The 15,151-nt window shown below is 67.6% G+C and carries 20 protein-coding genes, 1 tRNA gene and 1 pseudogene; 13 read left to right on the top strand and 9 right to left on the bottom strand.

The annotated features are described in order from the left end of the window. Window position 1: 1 nt before the first annotated feature. Window positions 2-844, bottom strand: coding sequence for a metallophosphoesterase family protein (locus WAL33_RS13705; protein ID WP_422182096.1), 843 nt, complete (start codon window positions 842-844; stop codon window positions 2-4). A 5-nt stretch (window positions 845-849) separates the two neighbouring features. Further along, window positions 850-1,734, bottom strand: a pseudogene (locus tag WAL33_RS13710) (diacylglycerol/lipid kinase family protein); the annotation flags it as partial. Window positions 1,735-1,841: 107 nt separating this feature from the next. On the opposite strand from WAL33_RS13710, the gene WAL33_RS13715 reads away from it, so the two are divergent. The 4 genes from WAL33_RS13715 to WAL33_RS13730 all read left to right on the top strand — a co-directional run bounded on the left by WAL33_RS13715 (window position 1,842) and on the right by WAL33_RS13730 (window position 3,513). Further along, window positions 1,842-2,183: a glycine zipper domain-containing protein gene (locus tag WAL33_RS13715; protein ID WP_089929110.1), complete on the top strand. Its 342-nt coding sequence runs from the start codon at window positions 1,842-1,844 to the stop codon at window positions 2,181-2,183. A 183-nt stretch (window positions 2,184-2,366) separates the two neighbouring features. After that, complete coding sequence (locus tag WAL33_RS13720; protein ID WP_422182093.1) at window positions 2,367-2,732, top strand: OmpA family protein; 366 nt, start codon at window positions 2,367-2,369, stop codon at window positions 2,730-2,732. Between the two features lie 307 nt (window positions 2,733-3,039). Beyond that, entirely contained in the window at window positions 3,040-3,249 is a 210-nt protein-coding gene (locus WAL33_RS13725) for a hypothetical protein (RefSeq protein WP_422182092.1), read from the top strand. Between the two features lie 12 nt (window positions 3,250-3,261). Continuing rightward, a complete protein-coding gene (locus WAL33_RS13730) occupies window positions 3,262-3,513 on the top strand; it encodes a hypothetical protein (protein ID WP_422182091.1) in 252 nt (83 codons plus the stop codon). Between the two features lie 100 nt (window positions 3,514-3,613). Here the strand turns inward: WAL33_RS13730 and WAL33_RS13735 are convergent, their stop codons facing one another. Then, window positions 3,614-4,414, bottom strand: coding sequence for a response regulator (locus WAL33_RS13735; protein WP_422182090.1), 801 nt, complete (start codon window positions 4,412-4,414; stop codon window positions 3,614-3,616). Between the two features lie 246 nt (window positions 4,415-4,660). Here WAL33_RS13735 and WAL33_RS13740 point away from each other — a divergent pair, with 246 nt between their 5' ends. The 4 genes from WAL33_RS13740 (at window position 4,661) to WAL33_RS13755 (ending at window position 7,368) form a co-directional block, all read left to right on the top strand. Next, window positions 4,661-4,846: a NepR family anti-sigma factor gene (locus tag WAL33_RS13740; protein WP_012284186.1), complete on the top strand. Its 186-nt coding sequence runs from the start codon at window positions 4,661-4,663 to the stop codon at window positions 4,844-4,846. A 2-nt stretch (window positions 4,847-4,848) separates the two neighbouring features. Beyond that, on the top strand, window positions 4,849-5,454 hold the full coding sequence (locus tag WAL33_RS13745) for a sigma-70 family RNA polymerase sigma factor (RefSeq protein WP_422182089.1): 606 nt from the start codon (window positions 4,849-4,851) through the stop codon (window positions 5,452-5,454). Between the two features lie 26 nt (window positions 5,455-5,480). Beyond that, entirely contained in the window at window positions 5,481-7,151 is a 1,671-nt protein-coding gene (locus tag WAL33_RS13750) for a sensor histidine kinase (protein ID WP_422182088.1), read from the top strand. Window positions 7,152-7,233: 82 nt separating this feature from the next. Beyond that, window positions 7,234-7,368 (top strand): entericidin A/B family lipoprotein, encoded by a 135-nt coding sequence (locus tag WAL33_RS13755; RefSeq protein ID WP_422182087.1) that lies wholly within the window; start codon window positions 7,234-7,236, stop codon window positions 7,366-7,368. Window positions 7,369-7,463: 95 nt separating this feature from the next. Here WAL33_RS13755 and WAL33_RS13760 read toward each other — a convergent pair whose 3' ends face one another. From WAL33_RS13760 to chpT, 3 genes are all read right to left on the bottom strand, one after another. Next, a complete protein-coding gene (locus WAL33_RS13760) occupies window positions 7,464-8,291 on the bottom strand; it encodes a CheR family methyltransferase (protein WP_422182086.1) in 828 nt (275 codons plus the stop codon). Continuing rightward, window positions 8,288-8,665, bottom strand: a complete 378-nt coding sequence (locus WAL33_RS13765; protein ID WP_422182085.1) for a response regulator — start codon at window positions 8,663-8,665, stop codon at window positions 8,288-8,290. Before WAL33_RS13765 ends, WAL33_RS13760 begins: the two co-directional genes overlap by 4 nt. Before the next feature lie 83 nt (window positions 8,666-8,748). Continuing rightward, window positions 8,749-9,432, bottom strand: a complete 684-nt coding sequence (chpT, locus tag WAL33_RS13770) for a histidine phosphotransferase ChpT (protein WP_422182084.1) — start codon at window positions 9,430-9,432, stop codon at window positions 8,749-8,751. Window positions 9,433-9,526: 94 nt separating this feature from the next. Between chpT and WAL33_RS13775 the strand changes: the two genes are divergently transcribed. Both WAL33_RS13775 and cysQ read left to right on the top strand, forming a co-directional pair. Continuing rightward, the gene (locus WAL33_RS13775) at window positions 9,527-9,712 is read left to right on the top strand and encodes a DUF3553 domain-containing protein (RefSeq protein ID WP_422182083.1); all 186 of its coding nucleotides are present in this window, start codon (window positions 9,527-9,529) and stop codon (window positions 9,710-9,712) included. Window positions 9,713-9,780: 68 nt separating this feature from the next. Continuing rightward, window positions 9,781-10,557 (top strand): 3'(2'),5'-bisphosphate nucleotidase CysQ, encoded by a 777-nt coding sequence (gene cysQ, locus WAL33_RS13780; protein WP_422182082.1) that lies wholly within the window; start codon window positions 9,781-9,783, stop codon window positions 10,555-10,557. Here the strand turns inward: cysQ and WAL33_RS13785 are convergent. From WAL33_RS13785 to WAL33_RS13795, 3 genes are all read right to left on the bottom strand, one after another. Beyond that, complete coding sequence (locus WAL33_RS13785; protein WP_422182081.1) at window positions 10,554-11,120, bottom strand: hypothetical protein; 567 nt, start codon at window positions 11,118-11,120, stop codon at window positions 10,554-10,556. The genes cysQ and WAL33_RS13785 overlap by 4 nt on opposite strands. Window positions 11,121-11,261: 141 nt before the next feature. Then, window positions 11,262-11,337 (bottom strand) — tRNA-Ala (locus WAL33_RS13790). A gap of 190 nt (window positions 11,338-11,527) precedes the next feature. After that, on the bottom strand, window positions 11,528-11,995 hold the full coding sequence (locus tag WAL33_RS13795; protein ID WP_422182080.1) for a TIGR02300 family protein: 468 nt from the start codon (window positions 11,993-11,995) through the stop codon (window positions 11,528-11,530). A gap of 116 nt (window positions 11,996-12,111) precedes the next feature. Here WAL33_RS13795 and aroA point away from each other — a divergent pair, with 116 nt between their 5' ends. The 3 genes from aroA to WAL33_RS13810 all read left to right on the top strand — a co-directional run. Further along, entirely contained in the window at window positions 12,112-13,446 is a 1,335-nt protein-coding gene (gene aroA / locus WAL33_RS13800) for a 3-phosphoshikimate 1-carboxyvinyltransferase (RefSeq protein ID WP_422182079.1), read from the top strand. Between the two features lie 2 nt (window positions 13,447-13,448). After that, window positions 13,449-14,114, top strand: coding sequence for a (d)CMP kinase (cmk, locus tag WAL33_RS13805; RefSeq protein WP_422182078.1), 666 nt, complete (start codon window positions 13,449-13,451; stop codon window positions 14,112-14,114). A gap of 132 nt (window positions 14,115-14,246) precedes the next feature. Further along, a partial coding sequence (locus WAL33_RS13810) for a S1 RNA-binding domain-containing protein (protein ID WP_422182077.1) occupies window positions 14,247-15,151 on the top strand: 905 nt, incomplete at its 3' end.

Raw genomic sequence — 15,151 nt, forward strand, 5'->3', positions numbered from 1 at the left:
CCTAGACCTGGAGCGGCGCGACCTCGGTCGCGCCGTTTTCGTTTTTGGCCCTGAGGCTGCAGCGGCGCGGCACGGACCAGGTCCGCCAGGTGACGAACCGGGTGCGCTCGAAGGCCAGGGCGGTGATGCGGATGTCGACGTCGTCGACCTCGATCAGGTTGAAGCTGGGCGGCACGCCCCGCTCGCGCACCGACAGCGTTCCCGAGCCCACCGCCTGGGTGCAGCCGTCCGCGAAGGGGTAGGGGTGCACGAACGGCGCGTGGATATGGCCGGTCAGCACAAGATCCACCCCCGCCTGTGAGAAGGCCTGGGCGGCGGCCGTGCCGCCATGCACCTTGGCGGTCATCGGGCCGCCGATCATCTCGATCAGCGGATGGTGGCAGACCACGATCTTCAAGGCGTCGGGCGCGGCCTGTTCGAGGCCGGCGCAGACATCGCGAACCTGCCGGCGCGACACCGCGCCCTTCGACCAGTTGGCCCGCAGCTGGAAGGCGCGGGCCGAGTTCAGGGTGACGATGGTGGCGCGCGGGTCGCCCCATTCGCCGTTCATCCGCTCGCCGAACCGGCTCTCATAGCGCCGCCAGGGCGCGACCAGGCGGGTCAGGACCTCGCGAGGACCCGCGAAGGGCGTGTCGTGGTTGCCCGGCGTGACCAGGTGTGGCCGGGGCAGCCGGTCCAGCCAGGCCTGGACGGCGTCGAACTCGCCAACCTTGCCGTCCTTGGTCAGGTCGCCGGCGGCGATCACCAGGTCGGGGCGTTCGGCCTGGATGCGCTCGACGGCCGCCTCGACGGCGAGCTTGTGTTCGCCGCCGAAGTGGATGTCGGACACCTGGACCAGTTTCAGCGGTTTCACGACCCGGGATCCAGGCGGGGAACCAGGGCGCGGAAGGCTTTTGGACGAAAGCGAATGCTGAGGCTGTCCTCAAACCGCACCGGCTCGCCGTCGAGGATCGCCGGGATCCGCCCGCCCGCCCAGACCTTGCCGATCCGGCAGCGGCCGACGCTGACCGACGGGTCGTTGCGCCAGTTGCCGGTCACCGTGTTGACGCCCAGGCGGAAGATGTCGAGGGCGCTGGAGGGGTCGAGCGCGGCGACCTCCAGGGCCTGTTCGTCGGCGCTGAGGTCGGCGGAGACCAGCGGGCACATCAGGCTGAGCGCCTCGGTCTTGCCCTTGGGACGGCCGTCCAGCACGTAGCGAAGCCGGCCGGAGAAGGCGCGGCGGATCGCGCGTTGGGCGCGCATCAACGCCAGGTCGACCCGGCCGGCCCGGGCCGCCTCCCGGGCGTCGGCCCACAGGGCGGGGCTGCCCAGGATGGCGGCGACAAAAAACATTCGGCCGTTGATCTCGCCGCCGGAGATCATTCGCGCCTCGCCGGTCTTCAGGCAGGCGGCCATGGCCTCGGGCCATGGAACCGGGCCGTAGAGCGCGTGGGGCAGCATGTTCATGGTTCCGCCGGGCAGTGGCGCGATCATCGGACCGTCGGGGCCGGCCATCTCGGCGGCGGCGCGGGCGGTGCCGTCGCCGGCCACGACCAGTATGGCGTCAGGCTTGGCGTCTATGGCGTCGCGCAGACAGGTGGTCAGCTCGCCCTCGCCTGGGGCGTGGACCCGGCCGGTGACGCCGTGCTCGGCCAGGATGGCCTCGGCCTGGGCTGGAGCGTCCCGGCCGACCGAGCCCGAGGCGATATTGGTGACGACTTCCACACGCATGCGAAATTCCAAAAAGCGCGAGTTGCGCGGGGAAAGTTCGAGAGAAACGGCGGCGCTTAATCGGAGTTCCCGGAACCGTTGGCGAAGGCGGCCGTTTGCCTGCTTAGGACAAGCTCGAACGGAGAGCCACGATGAACAAGACCTTGATCGCCCTCTTGGGCGTCGGCGTGCTGGCCAGTGCGTGCACCGCCACCGGTAACACTGAACGCAACGCCGCTGGCGGCGCGGCTCTGGGCGCGTTGGCGGGCGCGATCGTCGGCAACAATGTCGGCGGCGGCAGCGCCACCACGGGCGCCGCGGTCGGCGCGGCTCTGGGCGGCACCATCGGCGCCGTGAAGGGTTGCCGCGAAGACGGCGGCTGCGGCGCGACCAACGTCAATCGCCGTCAGTACTATGACGAGCGAGCCGGACGATATTATTACTACGACTCGCGCAGCGGTCGTTACTACTGGGAAGACGGCAGCCCCCGTTAAGTCGGGCGAGGCCTGAAATCTGCGGAAGGCGGCCGGCCTGCGTCGGCCGCCTTTCGCGCGCCGTGAGGTCGGAGAGGGCAAACGATGAAAAAAATCGCATTGACGATTGTCGGCGCGGTGGTTCTAGGCGGCCTAGCGGCGGGATGCGCGAGCAGTCCCTGGCCCAAGTCGCGGTCTCAGATCGTGCAGGCGGACCCGAGCTGCGAGGACTTCTCAGTCCAAATCTATTTCGAGAACCGGTCGGCCAAGCTGACCAGCGAGGCGCGCTCGGTGCTCAAGAGCGCGGAAGCCATGGCCACGGGCTGCAAGGTCGCCTCGGTGAGGGTGATCGGTCTGGCGGATTCCGTCGGCGCCCCTGAGACGAGCCTGGCGGTGTCCAAGCAACGGGCCGACACAGTCACGCGGGCCCTGGCCAAGATGGGGCATGGCAACGTGATGTTCGAGGTCGGCGCGGCCGGCGAGGCGGGAGCCACCACCAGAGACGGCGAGGCGCGTCCTCTGCGGCGGCGGGCTGACATTCGGTTCGATCTCGACGGAAAGCTGCGCTAATCGCGGCTCTGAGCTTCGCGCACTAAAAAAGGCGGATCCGTCGGGTCCGCCTGAGATCTGGAGGGGTGCGGAGACGGCAGGCTGGCTTTCGCCAGCCTCAAGTCGGGGGGGCGTCGCCGCCTCCGCAATCCAGAAACGTCGCTTCCACAAAGCGGTTCCCCCTTTCCGCGAAATTTTTCGCCTTTCCGGGGACTGTTCTCCACCGTTGCCGGATCGTCCGCGTCGATCAGGGCTAAGGGGAACATCGCTGAAGACGACACGTTGATTTCCCGAAGGCCGCTTGGCCTTGAAACTGGGGAGCAACCTCGTGATCCGCACCTATCAGATCGAACAGGGTGGACCGGCTTTCGAAAGCAAGTCTCTGCGCGGACGCTCGGTCGGACGCAATCGCGTCACGGCTCTGGCGGTGATCGCCGCGGTGGCGGCGTCGGCGGGGCTTCTCCAGCACTTCAACAACAACCTCGCTCCCAGCGGGCCGGCTGCGCCGGACGCTGGGATCTATTTCGCCGCCCGATAAGGAGGCTTTTCCATGCCCGCCGATCTCGAAGATCACGGTCCCGTTCTGAACGCCACCCGCGCTCGCCAAGGGCGCTGGGGAGGCCATGTCTTCTGGGTGCTGGTCATCTCGACCGTCCTGGCCGCCGCGGCGCTGTTCGGCGCCTGGGGTCTGCGCTCGGGAGACCTGGCCGGGGTGGAGCACACCAAGGGCGCCACCACGACCCAGGAAGCCGAGCACTACTCCACTGAACAGTCCCCGGTGAAGCAGACGCCCGCCGGCTAGGTCGGCTTCGCCGCCCGACGGCCGCGCCGCAAGAAAAAGGCCCCGGTGAAAACCGGGGCCTTAGTCGTTTCAGGTCCTGACCTAGTCCCTTGTCTTGGGATCAGGCGGCCTTTTGGGTCCGGCGCGGGTGGAAGAACAACGCCTGTCCGATCGCCGCCTTCACCGTTTCCGGCTGGAAGGGCTTGGTGATCAGGAAGGTCGGTTCCGGACGCTCCCCGGTCAGCAGACGTTCGGGGAAGGCGGTGATGAAGATCACCGGCACGTCCAGACGGGCCAGGATGTCCTTGACCGCGTCGATGCCCGACGAGCCGTCGGCCAGCTGGATGTCGGCCAACACCAAGCCGGGCGTCCGGCGGGCCACCGCGTCGACCGCTTCGCCGCGGGTGGCGGCGATGTCGATGACATCGTGTCCCAGTTCGCGAACCAGGGCTTCGATGTCCGCCGCGATCACCGGTTCGTCCTCGATGATCAGGACTTCGGTGGCCAGTTCGGCGTCGATCTCGCTCTGGGCCTCGGAGATCAGACGTTCGACCTCGCCGAAGTCGCAATCGAGGATCTGCGACGCCTCGGTCGGGGTGAAGCCTTCCAGGGCGGTCAGCAGGAACGCTTGCCGCGAGCGCGGCGCAATACGCATCAGACGCTGCGAAGCGTCATCGGCCGCATTGAGCGAGTCGTCGCGTCGCGCTTCGAGTTGCGCGCCCGAGGACAGCCAGATGGCGTGGAAAACGCGATACAGCGCGACGCGCGGCGACAGATTGGCGTCCAGCGACCGCTCGCCGGCCGCCAGGGCCTCAAGCGCAACGCGGACATAGTGATCGCCAGTGGTCTGGTCGCCGGTTAGCGCACGGGCATAGCGACGAACGTAAGGCAAGTGCGGCGCCAGCCGGGCAAGAAGACTCATGACCCCTCCCGTGTGAGTGTCTTCGGATACAAAAAAGCCTGCGGTGCGGTGAAGCTACGCCGTTCGGCTCATCCGAACATAAACGCGACCTTCAAGCGCCGGTTCCATGGACGGTTCCGAAGTCAGAATAATTTTGCCATCATATGCTCAAGCTTGTGGAACCTCATACGGAATCCGACGTTGTCATCCGGCGTACTCTCATTCGGCCAAAGGGGGCGGGCGTCGCGGCTTGTCGGCGTCGAGGACATGATCGAACACGTACCCATGGAAGACCACCGCAAAGGGGCGGCCGCGCTCGATGAAGCACGGCTCCGTCAGCAGGCTATCGGCGTCAAGCTTCGTCAGATGTTCGACGAGGTCGTGAATGAGCCGGTGCCGGACGAGTTTCTGGACATTCTGCGTAAGGCCGAGAAACCGTCGGGAGAGCGTTGAGCATGAGCGAAGCGCAAGTCGGCCGGTCACCGTTTGACCCGGCCCGTGACGGAGTCTTCAAGAAGGAGCTCGTCACGCTCATTCCGCATTTGCGAGCCTTCGCCAGAACCCTGACCGGCGACCCCACCGCAGCCGACGATCTGGCGCAGGACGCCATGATGAAGGCCTGGGACGCCCGCGCCAGCTTCCAGTTGGGCACCAACATGAAGGCCTGGACCTTCATGATCCTGCGCAACCAATTCTATTCCGAAAAACGCCGGTCCTGGCGTCAGAGCCAGCTCGACCAGGAGGCGGCCGAACGCACCCTGGTGGCGGTCGACGACCCCGAGGCGCCGGTGGCCCTGGACGAGCTGCGGCTTAGCCTGGCCATGCTGCCGCCGGAGCAGCGCGAAGCCCTGATCCTGGTCGGGGCCGGCGGGTTCGCCTACGAGGAGGCCGCCGAGATCTGCGGTTGCGCCGTGGGCACGGTGAAGAGCCGGGTCAGCCGGGCGCGGCGAGCCTTGCAAGCGATCCTCGAGGCGGGCGCCTATGATCGCGACGGCGCCGCCGCTGGCGACGCCATGTACGCCATCCTGGCCGACGCGGAGAGGCTGAGCACCCTAAGGTGAAGTTTCTTCTCGGGCGCGGGGCCGGCATGGTCGGATCTATCCGGGTCCGCCTGGCCGGTGCGTTGTTCCTCGCGCTCTTGCCCGTTCTGATCCTCGGCATTCTGCAGTCGGTCTTCGCCTTCAAGGCTGAGGCCGACTCGCGTCGTCAGAGCCTGGAACTGGCGGCCGGCCGCAGCGCCGCGATCGCCCGCGCCCGCATCGAGGCGGCCGGCGTCCTGCTCCAGACCCTGGGGCCGGGCTCGATCGGGCTGGAATGCGCCCAGCGCCTGGGCGCGGTGAAGCAACGCCTGCCCGGTTACGCCAACTTGATCCGGTTCGACGCGCGTGGCCGGGTCTCCTGCGCCGCGGAGACCACGCCCTCGGATCCCATTCGCGCCAGCCGCCCGTGGTTCCAACGCCTGGCCGCCGGATCGCACATGGTGGTGGCCAGCAACCCCGGCGCGGCCTATGCGCATGAGCCGTCCGTCCTGACGGCCGTGCGGGCCGAAAGGCCTGACGGCCGATTCGACGGCGCCATGGTCGCCGTGCTGACCCTGTCGACCATCCAGCCTGAAACCGCCAACCGCTACCTGCCCGGCGGGGCGGAGGTGGCTCTGGCCGACTCCGAGGGCCATGTCTTCGCCGCGACGAACCGGCGGGCGTTCGGCACGTCGACCACCGCCTGGCGCAACCAGGCCGTCAAGACCGGCTCGGCCCTGTGGGCGGGCCGTGACGCCGACGATCGCCCGCGCGACTTTTCGGCCGCGCCGCTGGTCGGCGAAGAGGTCTTTGTCATCCTGTCGGCCAAGGCGCCGGGCCTTGCCTCCTGGGCCTGGCTCAATCCGATGCTGCGCTTGCTAGCGCCTCTGCTGGCCTTCGTCCTGGCCCTGGCGGCGGTGGTCTACGCCACCGAACAAGCGGTGATCCGATGGATCGTCTATCTGCGCCGCGTCGCGGCCATCTACGCCCGCGGCCGGTTCACCGTTCGTCCGCTGCAGGCCGAGCGCGCGCCGCCGGAAATCCGCGAACTGGCTGCCACCCTCGACGACATGGCCGCCGGCATCGTCGCCCGGGACGCCTCGCTGCGCGAGAGTCTGGGCGAGAAGGACGCGCTGATGCGCGAGATCCATCACCGTGTGAAGAACAATCTGCAGATCATCTCGAGTCTGCTGAACATGCAGCAAAGGGCCCTGACCGATCCGGCCGCCCGCTCCGCCCTGAACGACACCCGCCAGCGGATCACCGCCCTGGCTCAAATCTACCGGGCCCTCTACCAGGGTCCCGATCTCAAGCGCGTGGACCTGCGACCGTTCCTCGAGGAGCTGACCGCCCTGCTGCTGGCCGGCGACATGTCGACGGGCGGCCCGATCCGCACCGAGGTCCACGCCGACCCGCTGGTCATCGATCCTGATCGCCTGGCGCCCTTGGCCCTGTTCGCTGTCGAGGCCATCACCAACGCCCAGAAGCACGCCCTGGCCGAACGGGGCGGCACGCTGACGGTCGAGTTCTTCGTGCGCGGCGAGGAGGCCGAGTTGGCGATCGGCGACGATGGCCCCGGGGCGCCCAAGGGCCCCGTCGAGGGGGTGGGCCGAACCCTGATGACGGCCTTCGCCCGCCAGCTGCGCGGCAAGCTGCTGTTCGACACTTCTCCGGCGGGCGGGCTGCTGGTGCGTCTGGTGTTCCCGACTCCGCAAGCCCCGCCGGTCGACGCCGCCTGACGCGGAACCAAGCGGCGCCGTCAACGTTCAGGTGGGGACAACACCCTATGCGCCCATTCGGGGCGATCACCGGAGAAGACCCATGCGCAAGCTCATCATTCTGGCCGCGATCGCCGCCAGCCTCAGCGTCGCCGCCTGCAACACCGTCGAAGGCGCCGGCAAGGACGTCTCGTCGGTCGGCGGCGCCGTCAGCGACACCGCCAAGGACGCCAAGTAGTCCTGACGAACGGCGGGGCTCTGTCCCGCCCAGTCTAGGTTCTGAACCTGGCATCAAGCCCGCTGGTCTTCGGATCGGCGGGCTTTTTCGTGCGGTCAGGCCGCGGCGCTGAAGTTGGGATCTCGGGCGAACAGACCTGATCGGCCTGTGATTGGCCGTACCGCGCCGGTGAGCCCCTCGAGCGATTCGCCGCTGCCGACCAACATCACGCCGTCGTCTTCCAGCTGGGCGGCCAGACTCTCGATCACCCGGCCATGCACGCTGGGATCCAGGCCGGGCAGCACGTTACGCAGCAGGATGGCGTCGAACTTGCCCATCGAGGACAGGTCGGCCAGCAGGTTGATCCGCCGCCAGCGCACGGACTGGCGGATGCGCGGGCTGATCGCCCACATCTCGTCCTGATTTTCGAAATGCTTGACCAGAAGACGGATCGGCAGACCCCGCTGCACCTCGAACTGGGTGTAGAGGCCGCTCTGGGCCTTCTCCAGGCAGCGGTCGGAAAGGTCCGAGCCGAAGAATTCGAATCGGGCGCCGGGCGCGAGGTCGCGGGCCTCCGCGGCGGTCATGGCCAGGGAATAGGCCTCCTGACCCGTCGAGCAGGCGGCGCTCCAGATGCGGATCGGCCGTTTGCGCACCAGCTTGGACAGGGTCGGCAGCAGTTCGTCGCGCAGTTGGTCGAAGACCTCGCGATCGCGGAAGAACGCGGTCTCGTTCAGGGTCAAGGCCTCGACGACGGCCCAGATCAGGCGATCTTCGCGTTGGGTGCGAACGGCGGCGATCATCGCCTCGATCGAATCGAAACCTTCCCGCCGCGCCAAGGGATTGAGCCGGCTTTCGACCAGATAGGCCTTGTCGTTTTCGATCCGCAGACCGGCGCGCTGGCGGGCCAGGGCGGCCAGCAGATCCATGTCCTCGGGCGTCACAGCAGGCCCGCCTCGGCGAACTTCGCCGCGATGATGTCGCCGTCGAACGGCTTCATGATGTACTCGTCCGCGCCGGCGTCCAGCGCCTCGCGAATGGCCTCGATCTTGTTCTCGACGGTGCAGAAGACCACGATCGGGCCTTGGCCGCCCGGCTCCTGGCGCAGATGGCGCAGGAACTCGATCCCGTTCATCACCGGCATGTTCCAATCCAGGAGCACGGCGTCGGGCATCGCCGCCCGGCACCAGGCCAGGGCTTCCATGCCATCGGCGGCCTCGGCGATATCGAAGCCTATGTCTTCCAGGACGCGCCGGGCGACTTTGCGGATCACCCGGCTGTCGTCGACGACGAGACAGGTCTTCACGGCACGCTCCAATTCAATCCCCTCAGCTTGCGGCGGAGGGAGTTAAGGAGCGGTGACGGTGATCGCGATCTTGAGGGTTTATCCCCGGGAACGGCTCAGGCTGGGACCCAGGCCGCCAGGCTGACCTGGTCCTCGCCCAGTTGGACCCCGACCTGGCCGCCGGCCGCCCGGACCAGGGCGTGCAGATAGGCCGCCTGCACCCATGGTCCGCCCAGGCCCTCGGACAGGGCCTCGCCCTTCAGGCCGGACAGGATCTCGGGACGAAGGCGAGCGCGGGGACCGACGGAGTCGGCGGTGATCGCCACCCGGCCGTCGGCCACCACGGCCCGCAGCGTCGCCTTGCCGCCGGCCGGCAGGGCGCTGGCGGCGATCTGGGCGATGTTGAGGATGGCCCGGGCGCTGGCCTTGTTCATGGTCGAGGGCGGGATGGCCCAGTCCAGCGTCGGGCGCACATGAGCGAACACGCCCTGGGCCAGCTTTTCCAACTCGCGGGAGTCGAAGTTCTCGGCCGAGGCCGAGGCGCCGAAGGCTACGCGCGTGAACTGAAGGAGGTCGGCCAGCTTGCGGGCGCTGGACGAGATCAGGCTCATGGCGTCCTCGCGCATGTCCTGGGCGGAAGGGTCCTCCAGCAGGTCCAGGCCCGAGACGATGGCGCTGGCCGGGCTGATGAAGTCGTGACAGAGACGCGCGGCCACCAAGGCGGCGAAGTCAGGTCCGTTGACGTTCAGCTCGGGAGCGTCGGTGCTTGGGGCAGGCGTGGGAGCGTCGGCGTCGGTCATGACGCGATCTTTGGCGTGATTTGGAAGTTTGGCAAACGGGGCCGGGGTGAACGGGGCTGGCGTGGGCCGGAGCGGCGGCCTATCAGGAGCCGTCATGGATCCGTTTCTCGAGCCAGGCGCCCTGGTGCGCCATCCCGACCAGCCCGACTGGGGCCTGGGCCAGGTGCAGTCGGTGATCGGCCATCGCGTGACCGTCAATTTCGAAGACGCCGGCAAGCGGACGGTGGACGCCACGCGCGTCACCCTGCTGTTCATCGGCGATGACCCCCGAGGATCCTAGCGGAAGGCTATGACCCTCAGAACCACAACAAACGGAGCATGGGCCGCCCAGGCTCTGGAGGCAGCTGAATGACCCCTGCGAACTTGGCCGACTACGGCCGCGACCTGGCGACGATCGTCGAGGCGGCCGCGCAGGTCATCCTGCCGTTCTGGCGCACCGAGCTGGACGTGATCCGCAAGGCCGACGAGAGCCCTGTGACCGAGGCCGACAGAGCCGGCGAACGGCTGATCCTGGCCAAGCTGGCCGAACGCTTTCCGGAGATCCCGGCGATCTCCGAGGAGCACGCCAGCGAATTCGGCGCGCCTGACGCCATCGGCCCGCGCTTCTTCCTGGTCGACCCGGTCGACGGCACCAAGGCCTTCGTGCGCGGCGATCCCAACTTCACGGTCAATATCGGTCTGATCGACAATGGCGTCCCCGTGGCCGGCGCGATCTGCGCCCCGGCGACCGGCGAGGTGTGGTTCACCAGCGCCGAGGGCGTGCTCAAGCGCGACGTCTCCGGCGGCGCGGAGACTCGCGTCCAGGTTCGGTCGTGGCCGGAAGGTCAGGCCCTGGCCCTGGTCAGTCACACGATGAGGGAAGAACGGGCGGCCGAGCTGGCGGTCCAGTACGGCTTCAGCCTGCGCGCCCCGATGGACAGCTCGATCAAGCTGGTCCGCATCGCCGAGGGCGCCGCCGACATCTATCCGCGCCACGGACCCACCATGGAGTGGGACACCGCCGCCGGCCACGCCATCCTGGTCGCCGCCGGCGGCCGCTTCACCACGCCCGAGGGCGAGGCCTTCACCTATGGCAAGGCCGACCAGGGCTTCCGCAACGGCTGGTTCGTGGCGCGCGGGGGCTAGCGCTTTTTCGGCTTGGCCTTGGCCTTGGCCTTCGTCGGCAAATGAACCCCCAGCGGAGCGGCCGGCGGTCTGCACTTCATCTGCAGGCCCAGGCCCTTGAGATAACCGCGCCGGATCGACCCGGCCAGAATCGCCGCTTGGACCTCATTGGCGTTCTTTTCGGCGCCGCTGAGCTTGCGGATCCAGGACCGCATGGGGATCAGGCCGTGGATCACGGTCTCGCCGAGCTCGGTGGCCGACATGCCGCTCTTGATCTGGGTGGAGGCGGCGTCGAGGTCCGGCGCCAGCTCGCCGTCGAGCGCGTCGACGGCGTCGAAGATCGTCCTGCAGGTCAGGGGTGACGGCAGGGCGTAAGTCGCCGTGCGCGCCTCGATCAGCACCGACGGGATCTTCTCCTTGATCATGCCCGCATCCCTGAACGGCGAGGACGCCACCTTCGAGGCGCCCTCCCCGATCTGTCTGGCCCTGGACGGCTCAGGCTCGGGCTCGGTCTGGGCGAGGGCGGGACTCGCCAGCAGCAGGGTCGCCGCGACGGCGAGGATAGAGTGTCGGGTGATTTGCATGAACAGCCTCCGGACACGGAGAACTGTTTGGGGCGACAAACGGATGCCGACGCGGTCGATTTTTATCGAAGGGGGTCTCGGCGTCGTCGAACAGGACGCCGGATATGGAAACGGCCGCTCCCTTTAGGGAAGCGGCCGTTTTGGTGGAGCTTAGCGGAGTCGAACCGCTGACCTCTTGCATGCCATGCAAGCGCTCTACCAGCTGAGCTAAAGCCCCAAGGTTCAAAGGTTTCCGAGTGGAGAAACCTAGAATTCCTCAGTGTCTTCGACGGTTCCGGGCAGGTGGCCCCCGAAGAGGCGCGGAACCTATGCCGGGAGGATTTTTGGATCAACCCTCCCGGCATACTTTTTTCGGAAAATTTTTCAGACCGTCGGTCGATCAAATTTCCGAGTGGGCGCGGACGAGATCAGTCGTCGTCACCGGCGCCCGGCAGGCCTTCGATTTCGTCCTCCAGGACGTCTTCGTCATCTTCGTCCTCGAGGAAGGGAACGTCGTCGGCCTCGTCTTCGGCCAGTTCGTCCTCTTCCGAGAAGTCGACGCCCAGGTCGTCGGCGACCGGAGCCGGCGCGACGGTCGGGTCGGTGTCGTCGTCATCGGCTTCGACGACTTCCTCGGCGGCCGCGTCGATTTCCGGGGTCTCATCGACCTCGTCCTCGTAGCCGTCCTCCTCCTTGGGGGCGGGGGCGGGCTTTTCGTCCTCGGCGTCGTAATCCGGCGTCACGGCGCGAGCACGGACGCGGCGCGATTTCAGCGCCTCTTCCGGATCGAACGATTCCCCGCATTTGGGGCACAGAGCCGGGCGGCGGCCCAGGTCATAGAATTTCGATTGGCAGTTGGGGCAAATTTGTTTTGCGCCCAATTCGGGATTGGCCAAGTTGGCGACCCTTTGATCCAGATGGGAAAAGCGGCCGGTCACTTGCCATGAAGGGGGGCCGCTGTCAAAAGCAAACCCCTCGCGAAACCCATCATGATCAAGGAGCCGGTTTCGGCATGACGACGGCTGGACTGAAAAGCACGCCCGGCGCGGCCTTGCGTGGAACCGTTCGGGCCCCCGGTGATAAGTCGATTTCGCACCGCTCCCTGATTCTCGGCGCCCTGGCCTCGGGGACCACGACGGTCGAAGGCCTGCTGGAGGGCGCAGATGTGCTGGCGACCGCCCAGGCCATGCGCAGCTTCGGCGCGCGGGTCGAACAGGAAGGCGACAGCCGCTGGCGGATCGAGGGTCAGGGCGGCTTCGTCGAGCCGTCTGATGTGGTCGACTGCGGCAACGCCGGCACCGGCGTGCGGCTGATCATGGGCGCGGCGGCGGGTTTCCCGTTGTGCGCCACCTTCACCGGCGACAGCTCTTTGCGTGGCCGACCGATGGGCCGGGTCCTGGACCCGCTGGCCCGGATGGGCGCCACGTGGCTGGGCCGCGACAAGGGCCGCCTGCCGCTGACCCTGAAGGGCGGCAACCTGCGCGGCCTGTCCTACAGGCTGCCGATGGCCTCGGCCCAGGTGAAGTCGGCCGTGCTGCTGGCCGGCCTGCATGCCGAGGGCGGGGTCGAGGTGATCGAGCCGGAAGCCACCCGCGACCACACCGAGCGCATGCTGCGGGCCTTCGGGGCCGAGGTGATCGTCGAGGATCGCGCCAATGGCGACCACACCGTTCGCCACATCCGTTTGCCGGCCGGCCAGAAGCTGACCGGAACCCATGTGGCGGTGCCGGGCGATCCCTCGTCGGCAGCCTTCCCGCTGGTGGCGGGCCTGATCGTCCCCGGTTCGGAAGTGATCGTCGAGGGCGTGATGCTCAATGCGTTGCGCACGGGCCTGTTCACGACGCTGCAGGAAATGGGCGCGGATCTGGTGATCTCGAACGTTCGCGAAAGCAGCGGCGAGCAGGTCGGCGACATCACCGCGCGCTACTCGCCCAACATGAAGGGCGTCGTCGTGCCGCCCGAACGCGCCCCGGCGATGATCGACGAGTATCCGATCCTGGCCGTCGCGGCCGCCTTCGCCACGGGCGACACGATCATGCGCGGCGTCGGCGAGATGCGCGTCAAGGAAAGCGACCGCATCGCCCTGACCGCCGCCGGCCTGGAGGCCTGCGGCGTCGATGTTGAGGAGGAACCCGAGGGCTTCATCGTCCACGGAACGGGCCAGGCGCCGCGGGGCGGGTCCATGGTCGAAACCCACGGCGACCACCGGATCGCCATGAGCCACCTGATCCTGGGCATGGCCGCTCAGTCGGCGGTGTCGATCGACGAGCCGGGCATGATCGCCACCAGCTTCCCCGGCTTCGTCGAGATGATGCAGAGCCTGGGCGGAACGATCGGGGACGCCTGACCATGGCCCCCAAAAATGCGGCCTTCGTCATCGCCGTCGACGGTCCCGCCGCCTCGGGCAAGGGCACGGTCGCCAGCCGGTTGGCCAAGCTCTACGACTATCCGATGCTCGACACCGGCCTGCTTTATCGGGCGGTGGGTCTGCGCTTGCTGAACGCCGACGGCGACCTGGACGACGCGACCGGCGCCGAGGCCGCCGCGCGCGGCCTGGAGCTGGCCGAGCTGGAAATGCCCGAGGTCCGCACCCGCCTGGCGGGAGAGGCGGCCAGCCGGGTGGCCGTGCATCCCGGCGTCCGCGCGGCCCTGTTCGCCCTGCAACGCGATTTCACCCTCCGCGAGCCCGGCAGCGTGATCGACGGCCGCGACATCGGCACGGTGATCGCCCCCGAGGCGCCGGCCAAGCTGTTCGTCACCGCCAGCCCCGAGGTCCGCGCCGACCGTCGCTGGAAGCAGTTGGTCGACCAGGGCGAGGAGGTCGCCTTCGACGAAATCCTCGCCGACATCCGCAAGCGCGACGAGCGCGACAGCGGCCGCGCTTCGGCCCCGCTGATCCAGGCCGCCGACGCCGTCTTGCTTGATACGTCGGAAATGACTATAGACCAGGCCTTCGATGCGGCCCGCCGCATCGTCGAGACGGCGCGCGCCCGGTGGGGAAACCCCAAGGGCTAATCCACCGCCCGCCTCGCCGCCGCTCAGGACGCGACGGATCCGCATCAAAAATCACCCCACCCGGAATCCCGAGAACCGTTATCCGACGGCGCTCACCGCAGGGCTTCCCTCAACACGAGACTAAACATCAGCATGGCTGACGATATGAGCTTCAACCCGACGCGCGACGATTTCGAAGCGCTGCTGAACGATTCCATGGGCGGCCGCGACTTCCAGGAAGGCACCGTCGTCAAGGGCATCGTTGTCGGGATCGAGAAGGACTTCGCGATCATCGACGTCGGTCTGAAGACCGAAGGTCGCGTTCCCCAGAAGGAATTCGGCGTCGACGAAGCCGGCAAGCCCACCATCAAGGTCGGCGACAGCGTCGAAGTCTTCCTGGAGCGCCTCGAAAACGCCCTGGGCGAAGCGGTCATCAGCCGCGAAAAGGCCAAGCGCGAAGAAGCCTGGACCCGTCTGGAAGGCGTCTACGCCAAGAACGAACCCGTGCTCGGCGCCATCGTTGGTCGCGTCAAGGGCGGCTTCACCGTCGACCTGGGCGGCGCCTCGGCCTTCCTGCCCGGCTCGCAAGTCGACATCCGCCCGGTGCGCGACGTCGGCCCGCTCATGGGCAAGGAACAGCCCTTCGCCATCCTCAAGATGGACCGTCCGCGCGGCAACATCGTCGTCTCGCGTCGCGCCATCCTGGAAGAAGCCCGCGCCGAGCAGCGCACCGAACTGGTGTCGCAGCTGCAAGAGGGTGAAATCCGCGAAGGCGTCGTCAAGAACATCACCGACTACGGTGCGTTCGTTGACCTGGGCGGCATCGACGGCCTGCTGCACGTGACCGACATGAGCTGGAAGCGCGTCAACCACCCGAGCCAAGTGCTCGCCGTGGGCGACACCGTGAAGGTCCAGATCGTCAAGATCAACCCGGACACCCAGCGCATCAGCCTCGGCATGAAGCAGCTGCAGTCCGATCCGTGGGATGGCGTCGAAGCCAAGTACCCGGTCGGCGCCAAGTTCACGGGCCGCATCACCAACATCACCGACTACGGCGC

Source organism: Caulobacter sp. (assembly GCF_049283275.1).
In the GTDB taxonomy this organism is placed as follows: domain Bacteria; phylum Pseudomonadota; class Alphaproteobacteria; order Caulobacterales; family Caulobacteraceae; genus Caulobacter.

Bases quoted from the DNA above. Each gene is read 5' to 3' on its own strand.
- chpT (WP_422182084.1), bottom strand. From the start codon at position 9,432: ATGACCGACGCCGACGCTCCCACGCCTGCCCCAAGCACCGACGCTCCC.
- cysQ (WP_422182082.1), top strand. From the start codon at position 9,781: ATGACCCCTGCGAACTTGGCCGACTACGGCCGCGACCTGGCGACGATC.
- WAL33_RS13775 (WP_422182083.1), top strand. From the start codon at position 9,527: ATGGATCCGTTTCTCGAGCCAGGCGCCCTGGTGCGCCATCCCGACCAG.
- WAL33_RS13785 (WP_422182081.1), bottom strand. From the start codon at position 11,120: ATGCAAATCACCCGACACTCTATCCTCGCCGTCGCGGCGACCCTGCTG.
- WAL33_RS13750 (WP_422182088.1), top strand. From the start codon at position 5,481: ATGGTCGGATCTATCCGGGTCCGCCTGGCCGGTGCGTTGTTCCTCGCG.
- WAL33_RS13755 (WP_422182087.1), top strand. From the start codon at position 7,234: ATGCGCAAGCTCATCATTCTGGCCGCGATCGCCGCCAGCCTCAGCGTC.
- cmk (WP_422182078.1), top strand. From the start codon at position 13,449: ATGGCCCCCAAAAATGCGGCCTTCGTCATCGCCGTCGACGGTCCCGCC.
- WAL33_RS13715 (WP_089929110.1), top strand. From the start codon at position 1,842: ATGAACAAGACCTTGATCGCCCTCTTGGGCGTCGGCGTGCTGGCCAGT.
- WAL33_RS13745 (WP_422182089.1), top strand. From the start codon at position 4,849: ATGAGCGAAGCGCAAGTCGGCCGGTCACCGTTTGACCCGGCCCGTGAC.
- WAL33_RS13740 (WP_012284186.1), top strand. From the start codon at position 4,661: ATGATCGAACACGTACCCATGGAAGACCACCGCAAAGGGGCGGCCGCG.
- aroA (WP_422182079.1), top strand. From the start codon at position 12,112: ATGACGACGGCTGGACTGAAAAGCACGCCCGGCGCGGCCTTGCGTGGA.
- WAL33_RS13730 (WP_422182091.1), top strand. From the start codon at position 3,262: ATGCCCGCCGATCTCGAAGATCACGGTCCCGTTCTGAACGCCACCCGC.
- WAL33_RS13735 (WP_422182090.1), bottom strand. From the start codon at position 4,414: ATGAGTCTTCTTGCCCGGCTGGCGCCGCACTTGCCTTACGTTCGTCGC.